Source organism: Saccharothrix deserti, assembly GCF_009769385.1.
GTDB classification, from domain to species: Bacteria; Actinomycetota; Actinomycetes; order Mycobacteriales; family Pseudonocardiaceae; genus Actinosynnema; species Actinosynnema deserti.
The window spans coordinates 68618-88129 of sequence record NZ_VKAB01000011.1 but is presented as its reverse complement, the minus strand read 5'-3'; the positions used below and the strand labels follow the sequence as shown (position 1 = coordinate 88129).

Sequence of the window (19512 nt, the reverse complement as noted above, 5' to 3'; positions counted from 1 at the left end):
TCAGTCCTCCTCCGCCACGACGGGCTCCAGCACGACGGGCAGGGTCTTGTGGCCGTTGGTGAAGAACGACCCCAACGGCTCCAGCTCCGACGACGGCACGGCCAGGCGGAGGTCCGGGAACCGTTCGAACAGCGCGCGCAGCGCCACCACGGCCTCCATCCTGGCCAGCGGCGAACCGAGGCAGAAGTGCACGCCGTGGCCGAACGTGAGGTGGTCGCGGCGGGACGGCCGGGTGACGTCGAACTCCTCGGCGTTCGCACCGTGCCGCGCCGGGTCGCGGCCGGCCGCGCCGAAGGACACGAGGATCGCGTCTCCCTTGGCGATCGCGACGCCGTCCACCTCGATGTCGTCCACCGCGTACCGCAGCGGCAGGTTCGGCACCGGCGCCTGCCAGCGCAGCGTCTCGTCCACCACGTCGTCCCAGGTGCTCACCCCGGAGGTGACGAGACCGAGCTGGGACGGGTGCGCGGCCAGCGCGTGGATGGCGCTGTCGAGCAGGTTGACCGTGGTCTCGAAGCCCGCGCTGATGGTCAGCAGCAACGTGTCCAGCAGCTCCTGCTCGCCGAGCCGGCTGCCGTCCTCCTCGCGGGCGGTGATCAGGTCGGTGGTCATGTCGTCGCCCGGGTGTTCGCGCTTGTCCGCGACCAGGCCCTTCAGCAGCATGTACAGCTCGGCGGACGCCGCCTGCACCCCTTCGGGGTCGGCGTCCAGGCTGAACACCGCCTCGACGAGCCCGCGCAGGTCGGCGCCGGTCTGCTCGGACAGCCCGAACAGGCCGCTGATCACCCGGATCGGCAGCTGGAACGCGAACTCCGCGCGCAGGTCGACGGCCTGGCCGCGGGGTAAGGCGGTCAGGCCGTCGATCAGCTCGGTGGTGATCCGCTCGACGCGCGGGCGCATGGCCTCGATGCGACGCGCGGTGAACGCCTTGGCCACGAGCTTGCGCAGCCGGGAGTGGTCCTCGCCGTAGGCGGTGAACATGTTCTTCATCGCCACCCACATGATCAGCGGCCAGTCGGGCGGGATCTCGCCGTTGCGCCACGCGGGCCAGTGCCGGTTGGCGTCCTTGGACACCTTCGGGTCGAGCAGGACCTTCTTGACCGTCTCGTGGCTGGTCACCGACCACGCCCCGATGCCGCCGGGCAGCTCGACGGGTGTGGCGGGGCCGCGTTCGCGCAGTCGGGCGGCCTCGCCGAAGATGTCGCTGCCGGACGGGTCGATGGTGTACCGCTCGACCGGTGGGATCTCCACGGATTCCTCCACGAAGGTGGTGCCGCGCGTGGGCGGCTCGGTGACTTCCAGCAGGGCGGCGGTGAACCGGGAGCCCATGCCCAGCCCGACGACCATGATCGTGTCGCCCGGCTTCATCGTGGGGTCGTTGAGCAGGTGGTCCACGCCGAGCAGCTGGTCGCACGGGCCGACGTGCCCGAGTTCGCGCAGGAACGGCCAGGTGGTGCGGTTCAGGTCGATGCCGAGCGGTTCCAGCACCACCACCTGCAACTGCGCGAGCCCGAGGCCGGTGATCACGAACCGGGTGATGTCGCCGACCGCGGTGTTGGCCTCCTTGGCGGCCTGCTCGACCGCGCTGACCAGGGCCTCGCTCATCAGCGTCAGGTACGGCGCGAGGCCGGTGACCTCGATGGGCGTGCGGTTGCGGTGGCCCAGCGGGTCCGGGATCGACGGGGTGGCGAGGACTTCCATCTGGGTGGCGGAGCTGTTGGCTGTGGCCACCAGGCGGGCCCGGCCGCCCTCGCGGGTGAGCACCGCCGACACCGCGCCGTCGGCCAGGAAGATGCCGATGGTGGGCTGCCAGCGCTCCCAGCGCGGCGGCAGGAACCGGGAGGTCGCGGTGACCAGGGTGGCGGTGGCGGACCGGTCGGCCACCAGGTGGGCGGCGGCGGCCTGCAGTGCGGCCGAGCCCCCGTTGCTGGTCGCCTCCACCTCGTAGACGAGGGCGTGGCCGAGGCCGAGCACGCGTTGGAGGTGGCACGAGGGCGCCATGTGGTCCTGGGAGTCCATCTGGGCGTAGGCGGCCATCGCGATGTCGGCGCCGGTGAGCCCGGACTGCCGCAGCGCGCCGATCGCCGCACGCACCGCCATGGCCTGCTCGGTGACGTCGTCGGAGTGGGTGAACGAGGTGAAGTCCGACAGCGCGAGCAGCCGCCGCATGGTGTCGGTGTCCGGCACGGCGTCCGTCGCGAGCGTGCGCGGTGGCAGGTAGTGACCGGTGCCGCCGATGAACACGTCATCCCAGATCATGGACGTCCCTTTCCCTGAGTTCGGACAACCCTGCGCCGTACCCGCGGAAGTCCGTGAGCCAGCTGCTGATCGCCAGTGCGGTGGATGCGGAGTGCTGTTCCAGCACGGAGAAGTGGTCGCCGGCGACCACCGCCGACTCCTGCCCGGACGGCGGGCGCTCGTGGGCGGTGCCGACGTGCAGCACCGGCGCGGTGGTGGGTCCCGGCTCGTGCTGCCCGGCCAGGTCGAGGTAGCGGCCCATCGCGACCAGCCGGTCGTCGTCGACGGGGTGGAGCTGGTGCTCGGGGTCGAGCACGCCGGTGAGCACGGCGTGCGGGTCCGCGGCGGGGGTGATCAGCACGACCGCGGCCGGTGTGCGGCCCCTGGTCTCCAGACGGCCGGCGACGGCCCGTGCGAGCCACGCCCCGACCGACCGCCCGACCAGCGCGAACTCACCGGCGGCGACGTCGGCGACCGCGTCGGTCAGCGCGTCGACCAGGGCTTCGGCGGTGGCGGGCAGCGGGCCGCCGGTGAAGCCGGGCAACGGCACGGCGGTCACGTCCCGCATCGCCTCCAGCGCGGCGGCGAACCTCGCGTACTCCTCCACGCCGGTGAACGCCAGCGCGGACGGCAGGCAGATCAACGCCGGTGGCACGAACCCGGTGGTGAGCTTGACCGGCGTCACGTCGAGCCGGCCGGTGACCGGGCCGAGCCGTGCCGCGGTGGCCAGCAGGTCGACGCCGTCCTGGGCGCGGCCGATGTCGATCGCCTTGCGCAGCAGCGCTTCCACGGGTCCGGCGACGCGGTTGGCGGTGCCGCGCAGCTGCCCGTAGAGGTGGTTGGCCAACTGGGCGGGCGTCGGGAAGTCGAAGACGACGGTCGCGGACAGTTGGAGGCCGGTGGCCGCGTTGAGCCGGTTGCGCAGCTCGATCGCGGTCAGCGAGTCGACGCCGTGGTCGCGGAACGCCTGCTGAGGGTCGGCGGTGATCGGTGTGGTGTGCCCGAGGACGGCCGCGCTGTGCGCGTTGATCACCTCCAGCAGCAGGGCCCGCTGCTCGGGTTCGGCCAGCGGCTTGAGCCTCCCCATCAGGTCGGACGGCGCGACCACCGGCACCTGCCCGCGCCGGGACCGCCCGTGGTCGCGCAGCAACGGGGTCCTCGCCGTGGTCGGGTCGAGGTGGGCGGGCACCAGCACCGGCGCACCCGCCGCCAGACCGGTGTCGAACAGGGCCAGCGCCCGGTCGGTCGGCAACGGCGTCAGGCCCGCGCGGGTCAGGCGGAGGCGGTCGGCCTCGGTGAGGTTGCCGGTGATGCCGCTTTCCTGCGCCCAGTAGCCCCACGCCAGCGACACGGCGGGCAGGCCGAGCACGTGCCGGTGACGCGCCAGGGCGTCGAGGAACGAGTTGGCCGCCGCGTAGTTGGCCTGGCCGGGGCTGCCCAGCACGCCCGCGGCAGAGGAGAACAACACGAACGCGTCCAGGTTGTCGGTCAACTCGTGCAGGTGCCAGGCCGCGTCCACCTTGGGGCGCAGCACGGCGTCCAGTTGCGCCGGGGTCAGGGTCTGGACGACGGCGTCGTCCACGATCCCGGCGGTGTGCACGACGACGCGCAGGTTCTCGATGGTGCCCAGGAGTCGGGCGAGGGCGTCCCGATCGGCGACATCGCACGCGGCCACGGTGACGGTCGCACCGAGTCCGGCCAGCTCGACCTGGAGTTCCGCCGCGCCGGGGGTCGTGACGCCACGGCGGCCGGCCAGGACCACGTGCCGCACGCCGTGCTCGGTGACGAGGTGGCGGGCGGTGAGGCCGCCGAGCACCCCGAAGCCGCCGGTGATCAGCGCGGTGCCGCGCAGCGGACGTGGTCTCGCGTCCTTTGCGGACTTGGTGAGCCTCGGCACGAGGAGTTCGCCGTCGCGGAGCAGCAGTTGTGGTTCGGTTTGGGCGAACGCGGTGCGCACGGCCGCCGGGAGCGCTTGTCGGGACGCCTCGGTGTCGTCGTGGTCGACCAGCAGGAACCGTCCGGGGTGCTCGGTCTGCGCACTGCGCACCAGACCCCAGGCCGCCGCCAGCGGCAGGTCGTCACCGGTCGCGCCCCGGGTGACGAGCACCAGGCGGGTGTCGTCGGCCAGGGACTGCTGGACTTCGTGCAGCACCTGCCGGGTGATCGCGTGCGTCTCCTCGACCGGGTCTCCCCCACCGGCCGCGAGCTCGCGGAACACCGCCGTCACGTCCGGGGCGTCGGCGATCGGCAACGGGGTCCAGTCGAGGGTGAACAGGGTGTTGGCGTGCCGGGTGGCGGCGAGGTCGGCCAGTTCGACGGGACGCAGCACGAGCGAGTCGACAGTGGCCACCGGGGTGCCGCCGGTGTCGGTGATCCGCACCGCGTAGGTGTCCGGCGCGGTGGGCGACAGCGCGACCCGCAGGGTGGCGGCGGCACCGGTGATCGACACGCCGGCGAACGAGAACGGCAGCCTGGCCAGGCTCTGGCCGGGGCCGTCGACCTCGGCGGTGATGCCGGTGAGCAGGGTGAGCGGCTGGATCGCCGCGTCCAGCAGGGCCGGGTGGATGCCGTAGCCGGTCAGCCCCGCGGTGTCGGCGGGGAACGTGACCTCGGCGTGCAGGTCGTCGCCGTGCCGCCAGATGGCGCGCAGGCCCTGGAAGGTCGGGCCGTAGTCGTAGCCCGCGTCGGCGAGCGTGTCGTACAGGGTCGAGATGTCCACCGGCGTCGCTCCGGCGGGTGGCCAGGTCGTGGGTCCCGCCGGTGGGGTGGCGGGTTCCGGGAGCAGGACGCCGGTGGCGTGGCGGGTCCAGTCGTCCGGTTCGGCGGCGGTGCGGGAGTGGAGGGTGACCCGGCGTTGCCCGGTCTCGGTCGGTGCGCCGACGGTGACCTGGACGTGCACGGTGTCGTGCTCGGGCAGCGGCAGCGGTGCTTCGAGGACGAGTTCGGCCAGCACGGGGCAGCCGACGTGCCCGCCGGCCTGCAGTGCCAGTTCCACGAACCCGGTGGCGGGCAGCAGGGCCGTGTCGAGGACGGTGTGCTCGGCCAACCACGGGTGCGCGGCGCGGGACAGCACGCCGGTCAGCACCACGCCCTGGCCGTCGGGGAGCTTCACCGAAGCCCGCAGCAGCGGGTGGTCCACCGCGTCCATGCCCGCGCCCGCCACGTCCGCCGACCTGCTCGGGACCAGCCAGAACCGCTCCCGCTGGAACGCGTAGGCGGGCAGGTCGAGGTGGACGCGTGGAGCCGGCGGACGCCAGTCCGCGCCTTGCTCCCACATCCTGCCGAGGGCGGCGAGGAGTCGTTCGGGTTCGTCGTGATCGCGGCGCATCACACCGGTCGGGACCAACGTCGGATGCGGCCCGATCTCCAGGAACGCCGTCACACCACTGGCACGCAACCACCCCATGCTGTCCGCGAACCGCACCGCCTCCCGCGCCTGCCGCACCCAATAGGACGGCGTGTCCAAGTCGGCCGGCTCACCCGTCACCGTGGAGACGATCGGAACCGACGGCCGGTGGTAGCTCAGGCCTTCCGCGACCCGCGCGAACTCCCCCAACATCGGATCCATCCGCGACGAGTGGAACGCATGGCTCACCGCCAGCCGCCGCGTCTCGCGGCCCCGTTCCCGCCACAGTTCGGCGATCCGCGACACCGCGTGCTCGTCGCCGGAGATCACCACCGCGTCGGGACCGTTGACCGCCGCGATGTCGACGCCACCGTCGCCGTCGCCGTCGAGGGTGGCGACGACTTCCGCTTCGCCGGCCCGGATCGACACCATCGCCCCACCGGGCGGCAACTCCTGCATCAACCGGCCACGCGCCGACACCAACGTGCACGCGTCCTCAAGGCTGAGCACACCGGCGACGTGCGCGGCGGCCAACTCACCCACGGAGTGGCCGACGAGGTAGTCCGGTTTCATGCCCAGCGACTCGACCAACCGGTACAGCGCCACCTCGATCGCGAACAACGCGGCCTGCGTGTACCGGGTCTGGTCGAGGTCGACCTCCCGCAGGGACATCCCGAGTCGGCCGCACACGTCGTCCAGGGTCTGCGCGAACACCGGGTACGCCGCTGCCAGCCGCTCCCCCATGCCACGCCACTGCGAGCCCTGGCCGGAGAACACGAAGGCGGTCTTGCCGGTGCCGGCCTTCTCGATCGGGGCTTCGGCCAGGGCGTCGAGGTCGGCCAGGAGCCGGTTCGGGTCGGTGAGTGCGGCGCGGTAGGGGAACCGGGCGCGGGTGGCCAGAGCCGCGCCGACCGGCGCCGGGTCGTCCGCGAACTCGCGCAGACGCCGGGCCTGCGCCCGCAACGCCTCCGGCGACTTCGCCGACAACAACCACGGCACCGGCCCGTTGACGTGGACCGGTTCGGTCTCGGGCGCCTGTTCGAGGATCACGTGGGCATTCGTGCCGCTGATCCCGAACGCGGAGACGCCTGCGCGGCGCGGGTGGTTCGTGGTCGGCCACGGCGTGGCCTCGGTGAGGAGGCGGACGTCGCCGGTCTGCCACTCGACGTGCGGCGTCGGCTCGTCCACGTGGAGGGTCTTGGGCAGCAGGCCGTGCCGCAGCGCCTCGATCATCTTGATCACGCCCGCGATGCCGGCTGCGGCCTGGGTGTGGCCGATGTTCGACTTGACCGAACCCAACCAGAGCGGTTCGGAACGCTCGGAACCGTAAGTCGCCAACAACGCTTGGGCCTCGATCGGATCGCCCAGCGTCGTACCCGTGCCGTGCGCCTCCACAGCGTCCACATCGGACGGTTCCAGACCCGCGTTCGCCAAGGCCTGCCGGATCACCCGTTCCTGCGACGGGCCGTTCGGTGCGGTCAAGCCGTTCGACGCGCCGTCCTGGTTCACCGCGCTGCCGCGGACCACCGCCAACACGCGGTGGCCGTTGCGGCGCGCGTCCGACAACCGCTCCAGCAGCACCAGACCCGCGCCCTCGCCCCAGCTCGTGCCGTCGGCGGCGGCGGCGAAGGACTTCGACCGACCGTCGGCGGACAGCCCGTGCTGCCGGGAGAACTCCACGAAGCTCGCGGGTGTGGCCATGACCGTCACACCGCCGGCCAACGCCAGATCGCACTCACCGGACCTGACTGCCTGGGCCGCCAGGTGGATCGTCACCAGCGACGACGAGCACGCCGTGTCAATCGATACCGCCGGTCCCTCCAGTCCAAGCAGGTAGGAGACGCGGCCGGACGTGACGCTGGTGGCCGTGCCGGTGGCCAGGTAGCCCTCGACGTCACGGGAGACCTGGTCCACACCGCCCGCGTACCCGGAGGCCCAGATGCCGGTGTAGACGCCGGTCCGGCTGCCCCGCAACGAGGTCGGGTCGATCCCGGCGTGCTCGAAGGTCTCCCACGCGGCCTCCAGCACCAGCCGTTGCTGCGGGTCCATCGCCACCGCCTCGCGCGGCGAGATCCCGAAGAACGCGGCGTCGAACCCGGCCACGTCCGACAGGAACCCGCCGGAGCGGGTGTAGCTGGTGCCGGGGCCGCCGTCCGGGTCGTACAGCCCGGCCACGTCCCAACCCCGGTCTGACGGGAAGTCGCCGATCGCGTCCACGCCGTCGGACACCAACCGCCACAGGTCCGCCGCCGACGCCACCCCGCCGGGGAACCGGCATCCGATGCCGACCACCACGACCGGGTCGTCGGTGGCGGCCACCGCGACCGGTGCGACGGCTCGGCGTGCCGCGCCGAGCAGGACCTCGCGGAGGTGCTCGGCCAGCCTGGCGGGGGTGGGGTGGTCGAACGTCATGGTCGCGGACAGCCGGACGCCGACGGCCGTGGACAGCCGGTTGCGCAGCTCCACCGCCGTCAACGAGTCGAACCCGAGGTCCTTGAACGCCCGGTCGGCGTCGACCGCGTCGGTGCGCCCGAGGACCGCCGCGCTGTGCGTGGTGATCAGGTCCAGCAGGGCGGCGCGCTGCTCGGCCTCGGGCAGTGCGCCGAGTTCGCGGGCCACGCCCGACGTGCGGGTTGGCCGGCGGCGGGCCAGGGCGCGCAACACCGGCTGCCCGCCCAGCGCGGACACCCTGAGCCCGGCGGCCACCAGCGTCGGTTCGGCGGAGGTGAGGGCGGCGTCGAACAGCGCCAGCGCCCGCTCGGTGGACAGCGGCACGACCCCGGCGCGGGCGAGGCGTCGCAGGTCTGCCTCGGCGAGCCGACCGGTCAGGCCGCTGGTCTCGGCCCACTGTCCCCACGCCACGGACACTGCGGGCAGGCCTTGCCGGTGGCGGTGTTCGGCCAGGCCGTCGAGGTAGGCGTTGGCGGCGGCGTAGTTGCCCTGGCCCGCGGCGCCGAGCACCCCGGCTGCCGAGGAGAACAGCACGAACGCCCGCAGGTCGAGGTGTCGGGTCAGCTCGTGCAGGTGCCGGGCGGCGTCGGCCTTCGGGGCGCGCACGCCGGCCAGCCGTTCCGGGGTCAACGCCCCGACCACGCCGTCGTCCAGCACGCCCGCCGCGTGCACCACGGCGGTGAGGTCGGGGATGCCGGCCAGGAGCCCCGCCACCGCTCCGCGGTCCCCCACGTCGCACGGGGTTACGGTGACCTGCGCGCCCAGTCCCGCGAGTTCGGCCTGGAGCTCGGGCGCGTCACCCCGGCTCGCCAGCACGAGCTTCCGCACGCCGTGCGCGGTGACGAGGTGCCTGGCGACGTGGCCGCCGAGCGTGCCGGTGCCGCCGGTGACGAGGACCGTGCCGTCCGGGTCGAGCGGGGCCGGGACGGTCAGCACGACCTTGCCGGTGTGCCCGGCCTGGCTCATGTGCCGGAACGCCTGCGCCGCCCGCCGGAGGTCCCAGGCGGTGATCGGTGGCACGCGCAGCTCACCCGCCACGAGCAGCTCGACGACCTCGGCCAGCACCTCGCCCAGCCGCGCGGGGCCAGCCTCGGCGAGGTCGAACGCCCGGTAGCCGGGCACGTCGCGGGGGTCCGCCTTGCCCATGTCGACGAACCGGCCGCCCTCGGCCAGCAGGCGCAGCGAGGCGTCGGTGAACTCGCCGGTCAACGAGTGCAGCACCACGTCGACGCTGGGGAAGCGCTCCTCGAACTCCACCGTCCGGGAGGAGGCGATGTGGTCGTCGGCCAAACCCAAGTCGCGCAACGCGTCCCACTTGCCGGGACTCGCCGTGGCGAAGACCTCCGCGCCCGCCCACAGCGCGAGCTGGACCGCAGCCATCCCGACACCGCCCGCGCCGGAGTGGATCAACACCCGGTCACCCGCCCGAAGCCGACCGAGGTCGAACAGGCCGTACCAGGCGGTCAGGAACGCCACCGGGACGGCAGCGGCCCGGCTGAACCCCCAGTCCGCAGGCACAGCCGTCAACACCCGCTGATCAGCCACCGCAACCGGCCCGAACGCGCCGGGCAGCAACCCCATCACCCGGTCGCCGGGACGCAGCCCGGTAACCGCCGAGCCCACCTCGGTCACCACACCTGCGCCCTCGCTGCCCAGGGGCGCCGCGACCGGGTAGATGCCGAGGGCGATCAGGACGTCGCGGAAGTTGATCCCCGCCGCGCGCACCGCGACCCGCACCTCGTGCGGCTCCAACGGAACCTCCGCGACATCGGCGGCCTCGGCGAACACCAGGTCGTCCAGGTTCCCGCCGGCGGACCCGACCAGCGCGCCCGTGGTGATCGGGTGCGTGGCGGTCCGCACGAGCCGGGGCACGTGGACCACACCACTGCGAACGGCGAGTTGGTCTTCGTCGTCGAGGACCACGGGGTCGGAGTCGTCGGTGTCCACCAGCACGAGCCGGCCGGGGTGTTCGGCCTGCGCGGCGCGGACCAGGCCCCACACCGCCGCGCCTTCGAGGTCGTCCACGTGATCACCGGGTACGGCGGCCACCGCGTCGCGGGTGCGCACAACCAGGCGGTCCTCGCCGCCGTCCGCGAGGCTGTCGTCGGCGACACCACCGTCGGCGAGGAAGGCCTGGAGCAGCTCCAACGCCTCTTCCACCGAACCCGGCGACACGATCCGCCCGGATCCCGCCGACAGTGGTGTCGTGCCGCTGTCCCGGCGGATCCAGTCGAGCTTGAACAGGGCGTCGTCGGCCTGCCGCGCCATCGGGCGGGTGGTGACCGCGCCGATGGTGGCGATCGGCGCACCGGAGTCGTCGGCGAGCGCGATGGCGTAACCGTCGGCGGCCGTGCCCGACAGCCTGACCCGGGCGGTGGCCGCGCCTGAACGGTGGACCGTGATCCCGGTGAGGGAGAACGGCAACCGCACTTCGTCGGCGCCGTCGGCCAGCAGCGCCAGCGGTTGCAGGGCCGCGTCCAGCAGCGCGGGGTGCGCACCGAACCTGGCGGGGTCCTCCACCGCGACCTCGGCGAACACCTCACCGCCCGACCGCCACACCGCACGCACACCCTGGAACGCGGGGCCGTGCTCGTAGCCCGCACCGGCCAGCGCGTCGTAGAGATCGCGAACGTCGACGGGCCGCGCCCCGGCGGGCGGCCACGCCGGGGGGAACGCCGGCGCGGCGACGGGCTCGGCGGCGAGCGTGCCGACGGCGTGCCGCACCCAGCCGTCGCTGTCCTGCGCACGGGAACGGACCTCCACCGGGCGGCGGTCCGTGCCGTCCGGAGCGCCGACCACCACCTGCACCCGCACGGCACCATCGGAGGGCAGCACCAGGGGCGCTTCGAGGACGAGTTCCTCGACCGCCGCGCAGCCGACCACGCCGGCCGCGTGCACCACCAGTTCCACGAACCCGGTCGCGGGCAGCAGCACCGCGCCCAGCACCGCGTGGTCGGCCAGCCACGGGTGCGCGGAGGTGGACAGTGCACCGGTCAGCACCACACCCTGATCACCGGGCAGTTCGACGACCGCGCCGAGCAACGGGTGGTCGACCGGGTCCAGGCCCGCGCCGGACACGTCCCCGTGCCCGCCGGACGCCAGCCAGAAGCGCTCCCGCTGGAACGGGTACGTCGGCAGGCCGATCGGCAGGCCGGTCGGCGGGACGCCCCAGTCGACGTCCACGCCGAGCACGAACAGCCGTGCAGCGGCAGCGAGGAAATCGGCGTGCCCACCCCGGTCACGGCGCAGCGTGCCGGTCGTGACGGCGTCCTGCTCCTCCAAAGCGGGCACCAGCACCGGGTGCGGGCTGATCTCCACGAACGCCGGGGCGCCGTGGGCCAGCAGCGCGCGGGCCGCCGACTCGAACAGCACCGGCTCGCGCAGGTTCCGGTACCAGTAGTCGGCGTCGAGCACGGCGGTGTCGATCACCTCGCCCGTCACCGTGGAGTGGAAGGGGATCCGCCCCGACGACGGCGTGATGTCCGCGAGGTCGGCGGTCAACCGCTCGCGGATGGCCTCGACCTGGGCGGAGTGGGCGGCGTAGTCCACCGGCAGCTCGCGGGCGCGGATCCCGTCGGACTCGGCCGAGGCCAGCAGCTCCGCCAACGCGTCGGTGTCACCGGACACGACCACCGAGCCGGGCGCGTTGACCACCGCGACGGTCAGCCGCTCGCCCCACCGGGCCAGGTAGGTCGCGGCCCGGTCGACGGACAGGCCGAGCGACACCATCCCGCCCAGGCCCGAGATCGCGACCAGGGCCCTGCTCCGCAACGCGACCACCCGTGCGGCGTCGTCCAGCGACAACGCGCCTGCGACGTGGGCGGCGGCGATCTCACCCTGCGAGTGGCCGACGACCACGTCCGGCTCGACGCCGACCGACTGCCACATCCGCGCCAACGCCACCATCACCGCGAACAACGCGGGCTGCACCACGTCGACCCGGTCCAGCGACCCGCCGTGCAGCACCTCGACCAACGACCAGTCCGTGTGCGGGGCCAGTGCCCCGGCGCACGCGTCGATCGCGTCCCGGAACACGGGCGACCCGACGTAGAGGTCACGTCCCATGCCGACCCACTGCGCACCCTGACCGGGGAACACGAACACCGTCCGGTCCGGTGCGCCCGCCACCCCGGACACCACGTCCGCGCCGAGGACCGCCGCGCGGTGCGGGAACCGGGCCCGACCGGCCAGCGCCCGCCCGATGCCCGCCGCGTCGGGGTGGGTCGCCGCGAACTCCCGTAACCGCCGGATCTGGTCCCGCAACGCGGGTTCGGTCTTCGCCGACACCACCCAGGGCAGCTCCACGTCCACGGCGGCCTCGGCCGCGTCCGGCGCCTGCTCCAGCACGACGTGCGCGTTGGTGCCGCTGATCCCGAACGACGACACCGCGGCCCGGCGGGGTCGTCCGGTCTCGGGCCACGCGACCGGCTCGGTGAGCAGCCGGACGTTGCCGCTGTCCCACGCCACGTCCGGGGTGGGTTCGTCCACGTGCAGCGTTTTCGGCAGTCGACCGTGCCGGAGCGCCATCACCATCTTGATCACACCGGCCACACCCGCCGCTGCCTGGGTGTGACCGATGTTCGACTTGACCGAACCCAACCACAACGGCTCGGAACGCTGCGAGCCGTACGTGGCCAGCAAGGCCTGGGCCTCGATCGGATCGCCCAGGGATGTACCGGTGCCGTGCGCTTCCACGGCGTCCACATCGGACGGCGTCAGACCGGCGTTCGCCAGGGCCTGCCGGATGACCCGCTCCTGCGACGGGCCGTTCGGCGCGGTGAGGCCGTTCGACGCGCCGTCCTGGTTCACCGCCGTCCCGGCCAGCACTGCGAGCACCTGGTGCCCACGCCGTCGTGCGTCGGACAGGCGCTCCAACAGCACCAGACCCGCGCCCTCGCCCCAACTGGTGCCGTCGGCGGACGCGGAGAACGGCTTGCACCGACCGTCGGCGGCCAAGCCGCGCTGACGGGAGAACTCGGTGAACCCCACCGGCGTCGCGATCACCGTGACGCCGCCGGCCAACGCCAGGTCGCACTCACCCGACCTCAACGCCTGCGCCGCCAAGTGCATCGCAACCAACGACGACGAGCACGCCGTGTCGATGGATACCGCTACGCCTTCCAGGCCGAGCAGGTAGGCGATCCGGCCGGACACCACGCTGGTCGCCGCACCGGTGCCGAAGTACCCCTCGACGTCGGCGGGCGTGCCGGCGGCGTACCCGGACGCCCAGATGCCGGTGAACACCCCGGTCCGGCTGCCCTGCAACGACGTCGGGTCGATCCCGCCGTGTTCGAAGGTCTCCCACGCGGTCTCCAACAGCACACGTTGCTGCGGGTCCATGGCGAGCGCCTCACGCGGCGAAATCCCGAAGAAATCCGCGTCGAACCCAGCCACATCCGACAAAAACCCACCCGAACGCGTGTAACTGGTCCCCGGATGATCAGGATCCGGGTGATAAAGACGCTCAAGATCCCAACCACGATCCGCCGGGAACCCCGTGATCGCATCCACACCATCCGACACCAAACGCCACAGATCCTCCGGCGACCCCACACCACCGGGCAAACGACACCCCATACCCACGATCACGATCGGGTCGTCGTCCACCACCTCCACCACCGGGGCAGCGATCTCCCTGCGCGCACCGACGATCTCGCCGCGCAGGTGGTCCGCCAAGCGCGCCGGGGTCGGGTAGTCGAACGTCACCGTCGCGGGCAGGCGCAGGCCGGTGGCCGAACCGAGGCGGTTGCGCAGCTCCACGGCGGTGAGCGAGTCGAACCCGAGGTCCTTGAACGGCTGCCGGGTGTCGATGGCGTCCGGTGAGGCGTGGCCGAGCACCGTCGTGGTGTTGGCCGTGACCACGTCCAGCACCACGGCCAACTGCTCGGCCTCCGACAGCGACCGCAGCCGATCGGCCAGCGCACCCCGGCGGACCGGGCGCTTGGCCTGCTTGCGACCGCCCACCAACCCGCGCAGGGCCGACGGCAGCACGGGCGTGCGGGCCAGGACGGGCAGGTTGAGCGCGACGGGCGCGACGGCGGCCCGGTCGGCGGCCAGTGCCGCGTCGAACAGCTCCAGCGCGTGCTCGGTGCTCAACGGCACGACGCCGGAACGCGTCAGGCGTTCCCGGTCGGTGTGGGAGAGGTGCCCGGTCATACCGCTGCTCTCGGCCCAATAACCCCAGGCCAGCGAGACGGCGGGCAGGCCGAGCGCGCGCCGGTGCACGGCCAGGGCGTCGAGGAAGGCGTTCGCGGCGGCGTAGTTGGCCTGACCGGGACTGCCCAGCACGCCGGCGGCGGAGGAGAACAGCACGAACGCCGTCAGGTCGAGGTGTCGGGTCAGCTCGTGCAGGTGCCAGGCCGCCCGCGCCTTGGGGTCGAACACCTCGGCCACCTGGCTCGGTGTCAGCGAGCCGACCACGGCGTCGTCCAGCACGCCGGCCGCGTGCACGACGGCGGTCAGGTCCGGGATCGACGCCACCAGCTCGGCCACCTGCTCACGGTCCGACACGTCGCAGGCGACGACCCGCACGTCCGCGTCCAGCTCGGAGACGTCCAGTTCTGGGGCCTCGCCGCCTCGACGGCTCACCAGCACCAGCCGCCGCACGCCGTGCCTGGTGGCGAGGTGCCCGGCCAACGACCGACCGAGCGTCCCCGTGCCGCCGGTGATCAACACCGTGCCGTCCAGGGCGGCGGGCGGGGTGAGGACGATCTTGCCGATGTGCTGGGCCTGGCTCATGTGACGGAACACGTCCACCGCGTCGCGGACACCCCGAACGTCGATCGGCAACGGGGTCAGCACGCCGTCGGCGACGGCTTCCAGGGTCTCGGTCAGGATCTCGCCGAGCCGCCTCGGACCCGCGTCGGCGATGTCGAACGCCGTGTAGGAGACGCCGGGGTGGTCGTCGGCGTCGCGGATGTCGGTCTTGCCCATCTCCACGAACCGGCCACCGGGCACGAGCAGTCCGAGCGAGGCGTCCACGAACTCGTCGGCCAGCGAGTTCAGCACCACGTCCATGCGCGGGAAGTGCTGTTCGAACTCCAGGGTCCGCGACGACGCGATGTGGTCATCGTCCAACCCCAAGCCCCGCAACACGTCCCACTTGCCGGGGCTCGCCGTCGCGAACACCTCCGCGCCGAGGTGGCGGGCCAGCTGGATCGCGGCCATGCCGACACCGCCGGTGCCCGCGTGGATGAGCACCCGGTCGCCGGGTTGCGTGCGCCCCAGGTCCACCAGGCCGTACCAGGCGGTCAGGAACACCACCGGCACCGAGGCCGCCCGCGCGGACGACCAGTCGTCCGGGATCGGGGCCAGCAACCTGTGGTCGGCGACGGCGATCGGGCCGAACGCGCCGGGCACCAGGCCGAACACCCGATCACCCGGCCGGAACCGGTCGACGTCCGGCCCGACGTCGAGCACCACGCCCGCGCCCTCGCCGCCCATCAGCGCCTCGCCGGGGTAGACGTCCAGCGCGATGAGCACGTCGCGGAAGTTCAGCCCGGCGGCGCGCAGGGCGATCCGGACCTGTCCCGGTCCCAACGGCCCGGCCAACGCCGGTCGCGACACGAGCGCCAGGTCGTCGATGCTGCCCGTGCCGACGTCCTCCAGCCGCCACGGGCCGTCCGGCGCGGCGAGTGCCCGGTCCACCCGCACGAGGCGGGGCGCGAGCAGGACTCCCCTGCGGACCACCAGCTCCGACTCGTCGGCCAGGGCGCCGTCCCACGACTCGTCGGCGTCGACCAGCACGAACCGGCCGGGGTGCTCAGCCTGCGCCGCGCGCACCAGGCCCCACACGGCGGAGTGGGCGAGGTCGACCACGTCGCCGGGCACGGCCGCGACCGCCTTGCGGGTGACGATCACGAGTCGGGCGTCGCCCTGGTGCCCTTGGATCGCGGCCAAGGCTTCCTGGGCACTCGCCAACGCCGCGTCGACGGCGTTGGCGCCGATGCGATCCGACACGTGGTGCACGACCGTGTTCTCGGTGCCGGCGTCCCCGGTCACCGGCACCCACTTGAGCTGGAAGAGGTCGTCCGGGGTGTCGGTGAACGCCCGCACCGACAGCGACTCCACCGACGCGACCAGCGAGCCGTCGGGGTCGGTGAGCGCAACCGAGTAGCTGTCGGGGCCGCCGGACAGCCGTACCCGCAGCACGGTGGCGTCCGTGGGGCGCAGCACCACCCCGGAGAAGGCGAACGGCAGCCGGGCCGGGCCGTTCGGGGTCAGCAACGCCATCGGGTGCAGGGCCGCGTCGAGCAGCGCCGGGTGCACGGTGAAGCGCTCCCCGGCGGGCACCTCGACCTCCGCGAGCACGCCGTCGCCCACGCGCCAGGCCGCCGTGACGCCCTGGAACGCGGGGCCGTAGTCGTAGCCGAGGCCGGCGAAGGTGTCGTAGAGGTCGGTCACGTCGAGCGGTTCGGCGTTCGGCGGTGGCCACGGGGTCGCCCAGGCTGCGCTGACACCGGGAGCTTCGGGGGCCTCGCCCAGCGTGCCGGTGGCGTGCCGGACCCACTCGTCGACGTGGGAGTGCACCGTGACGGGTCGGCGGCCGGTGTCGTCCGGCGGGCCGACCACCACCTGGAGCCGCACCGCGTCCTGGTCGAGGGTGAGCGGGGTTTCCAGGACCAGTTCGTGGACAGCAGCCGCGCCGACCGTGGTGGCGGCGTAGCCGACGAGTTCCAGGAACACCGTGCCAGGCAGCAGGACGGAGCCGCGCACGGCGTGGTCGGCCAGCCACGGGTGCGTGGACAACGACACCGTGCCGGTGAGCGCCGCGCCGCCGTCGGGCAGTTCCACGACCGTGGTCAACAGCGGGTGGTCGCCGGTCGCGGTGGTGGTCGGGCGCAGCCAGAACGGTTGCCGCTGGAACGGGTAGCCGGGCAGGGGCGCGGGCGTGACGCCGGCCGGGAACAGCGGACGCCAGTCGACCTCGACGCCCCGGACGTGCAGGCGGGCGAGGGCGGTCCGGAACTCGTGCGGCTGGTCGCGGCGCAGCGTCCCGGTGACCAGGACGTCGGCTCGGTCGGCGGTCTCCTCGACCGCCGACACCAGCACCGGATGCGGGCTGACCTCGACGAACACGCCGTGGCCGTGGTCGAGCAGGGTGCGCGTGGCCCGGTCGAACAGCACCGGCTCGCGCAGGTTCCGGTACCAGTAGGCGGCGTCCAGCTCGGCGGCCGGCTCGCCGGTGACCGTCGAGTACAGCGGAATGGCGGCGGGTCGCGGTGTGACACCGGCCAGATCCCGTTGGAGCCGGTCGCGGACGGCTTCGACCGAGGCGGAGTGGGCCGCGTAGTCGACCGGGAGCGCGCGGGCGCGGATGTCGTCGGCCGCGCAGGCGTTCAGCAGTTCGGTGAGGTCGGCGGTGTTGCCGGAGACGACGACCGTGCCGGGCGCGTTGACCACGGCGACGGTGACCCGGCCGGCCCAGCGTTCCAGGTATGCGGCGGCGCGCTCCGGGGACAGCGCCACCGACACCATGCCGCCGTGCCCGGCCAGTGACACCAGGGCTTTGGCGCGCAGGGCGACGATCTTCGCGGCGTCCTCCAGCGACAGGATGCCGGCGACGTGCGCGGCGGCGATCTCGCCCTGGGAGTGACCGACGACCGCGTCCGGGACCACCCCGTGCGAGCGCCAGAGCCCGGCCAGGGCCACCATCATCGCGAACAGGGTCGGTTGGACCACGTCCACGCGGTCGAGCGCGCCGTCCCGCAGGACGTCGACCGGCGACCAGTCCACGTGCGGCGCCAGTGCCTCGGCGCAGGCGTCGAGGTGGGCGCGGAACACCTCCGACGTGGCGTACAGCTCACGGCCCATGCCCTGCCACTGCGCGCCTTGGCCCGGGAACACGAACACGGTCTTGCCGGGGACGCCGACCTCGCCGGTGATCAGGCCGGGAGCACCACGGCCGTCGGCCAGCGCGTCCAGGCCGGCGCGGTGGTCGTCCAGGATGACCGCGCGGTGCTCGAAGTGGGTGCGTTTGCTCAGCGCGCAGCCCACGTTCACGTCGCGGGCGTCGACCGTTTTGAGGCGTTCAGCCTGGGCTTTGAGGGCTTGTGGGGTTCGAGCCGACACCAGCCACGGCACATCACTGTCCACAGTGGACTGCAACTCCTCGGGCACCTCTTCGAGGATGACGTGGGCGTTGGTGCCGCTGATGCCGAACGACGACACGCCGGCGCGACGAGGGCGGTCCGTTCCCGGCCACGGGGTCGGCTCGGTCAGGAGTGCGACCTGCCCGGCGGTCCAGTCCACGTGAGCGGTAGGCCGGTCCACGTGCAGCGTGCGCGGAAGGGTGCCGTGGCGCATCGCCATGACCATCTTGATCACGCCCGCGATGCCGGCGGCGGCCTGGGTGTGGCCGATGTTCGACTTGATCGAGCCCAGCCGCAGCGGCTCCGCCCGGTCCTGGCCGTAGGTGGCGAGCAGGGCTTGGGCCTCGATCGGGTCACCGAGCGTCGTGCCGGTGCCGTGTGCCTCGACCACGTCCACGTCGGAGGGTTCGAGGCGTGCGCTCGTCAGGGCCTGCCGGATGACGCGTTCCTGGGACGGACCGTTGGGCGCGGCCAGGCCGTTGGACGCGCCGTCCTGGTTCACCGCGCTGCCGCGCACCACGGCGAGGACGCGGTGGCCGTTGCGGCGGGCGTCGGACAGGCGTTCCAGCAGCACCAGACCCGCGCCTTCGCTCCAGCTCGTGCCGTCGGCCGCGTCGGCGAACGACTTGATCCGCCCGTCCGGTGCCAGCCCGCGCTGCCGGGAGAACTCCACGAACCCCGCCGGGGTCGCCATGACGGTCACACCGCCGGCCAGCGCGAGCGAGCACTCACCCGCGCGCAGCGCCTGCGCCGCCAGGTGGATCGCCACCAACGACGACGAGCACGCCGTGTCGACCGACACCGCCGCGCCTTCCAGGCCGAGCAGGTAGGACACCCGGCCCGAGGTGGCGCTGGTGGCGATACCGGTGGCCAGGAAGCCCTCCAGCTCGGACGGCGGCTGGGCGGCGTAGCCCGACGACCACACGCCGGTGAACACGGCGGTCCGGCTGCCGCGCAACGAGGTCGGGTCGATGCCCGCGTGGTCGAAGGTCTCCCACGCCGTTTCCAGCAGGACGCGTTGTTGCGGGTCCATCGCCAACGCCTCACGCGGCGAGATCCCGAAGAAGCCGGCGTCGAAACCCGCGCCGTCGGCGAGGAAACCGCCCGAACGGACGTAGGTGGCGCCGGGCTCGTCCGGGTCCGGGTCGTAGGTGATCTCCCAGCCCCGGTCGGTCGGGAAATCACCGATCGCGTCCACACCGTCGACGACCAGCCGCCACAGGTCGTCCGGCGACTCGACGCCGCCGGGGTAGCGGCAGCCGATGCCGACGATGGCGATCGGTTCGCGGGCGGCCTCCTCCACCTCGGCCAGGCGCTTGCCCATCACCCGCAGGTCCGCGGTGGCGCGCTTGAGGTAACTGCGGAGCTTGTCTTCGTCAGCCATGG

At 73.1% G+C, this 19512-nt stretch carries 2 protein-coding genes; both read right to left on the bottom strand.

Annotated features, from left to right (window positions below):
- Positions 1-2259 (bottom strand): cytochrome P450, encoded by a 2259-nt coding sequence (locus FM051_RS53700; RefSeq protein WP_158845505.1) that lies wholly within the window; start codon positions 2257-2259, stop codon positions 1-3.
- The gene (locus tag FM051_RS50675; RefSeq protein ID WP_202918931.1) at positions 2246-19510 is read right to left on the bottom strand and encodes a type I polyketide synthase; all 17265 of its coding nucleotides are present in this window, start codon (positions 19508-19510) and stop codon (positions 2246-2248) included. The genes FM051_RS53700 and FM051_RS50675 overlap by 14 nt, the downstream gene beginning before the upstream one ends.
- Between the last annotated feature and the right edge of the window lie 2 nt (positions 19511-19512).

What these genes read in the sequence shown, in the direction of transcription:
- FM051_RS50675 (WP_202918931.1), bottom strand. Translation starts at nt 19,510, where the DNA reads ATGGCTGACGAAGACAAGCTCCGCAGTTACCTCAAGCGCGCCACCGCG.
- FM051_RS53700 (WP_158845505.1), bottom strand. Translation starts at nt 2,259, where the DNA reads ATGATCTGGGATGACGTGTTCATCGGCGGCACCGGTCACTACCTGCCA.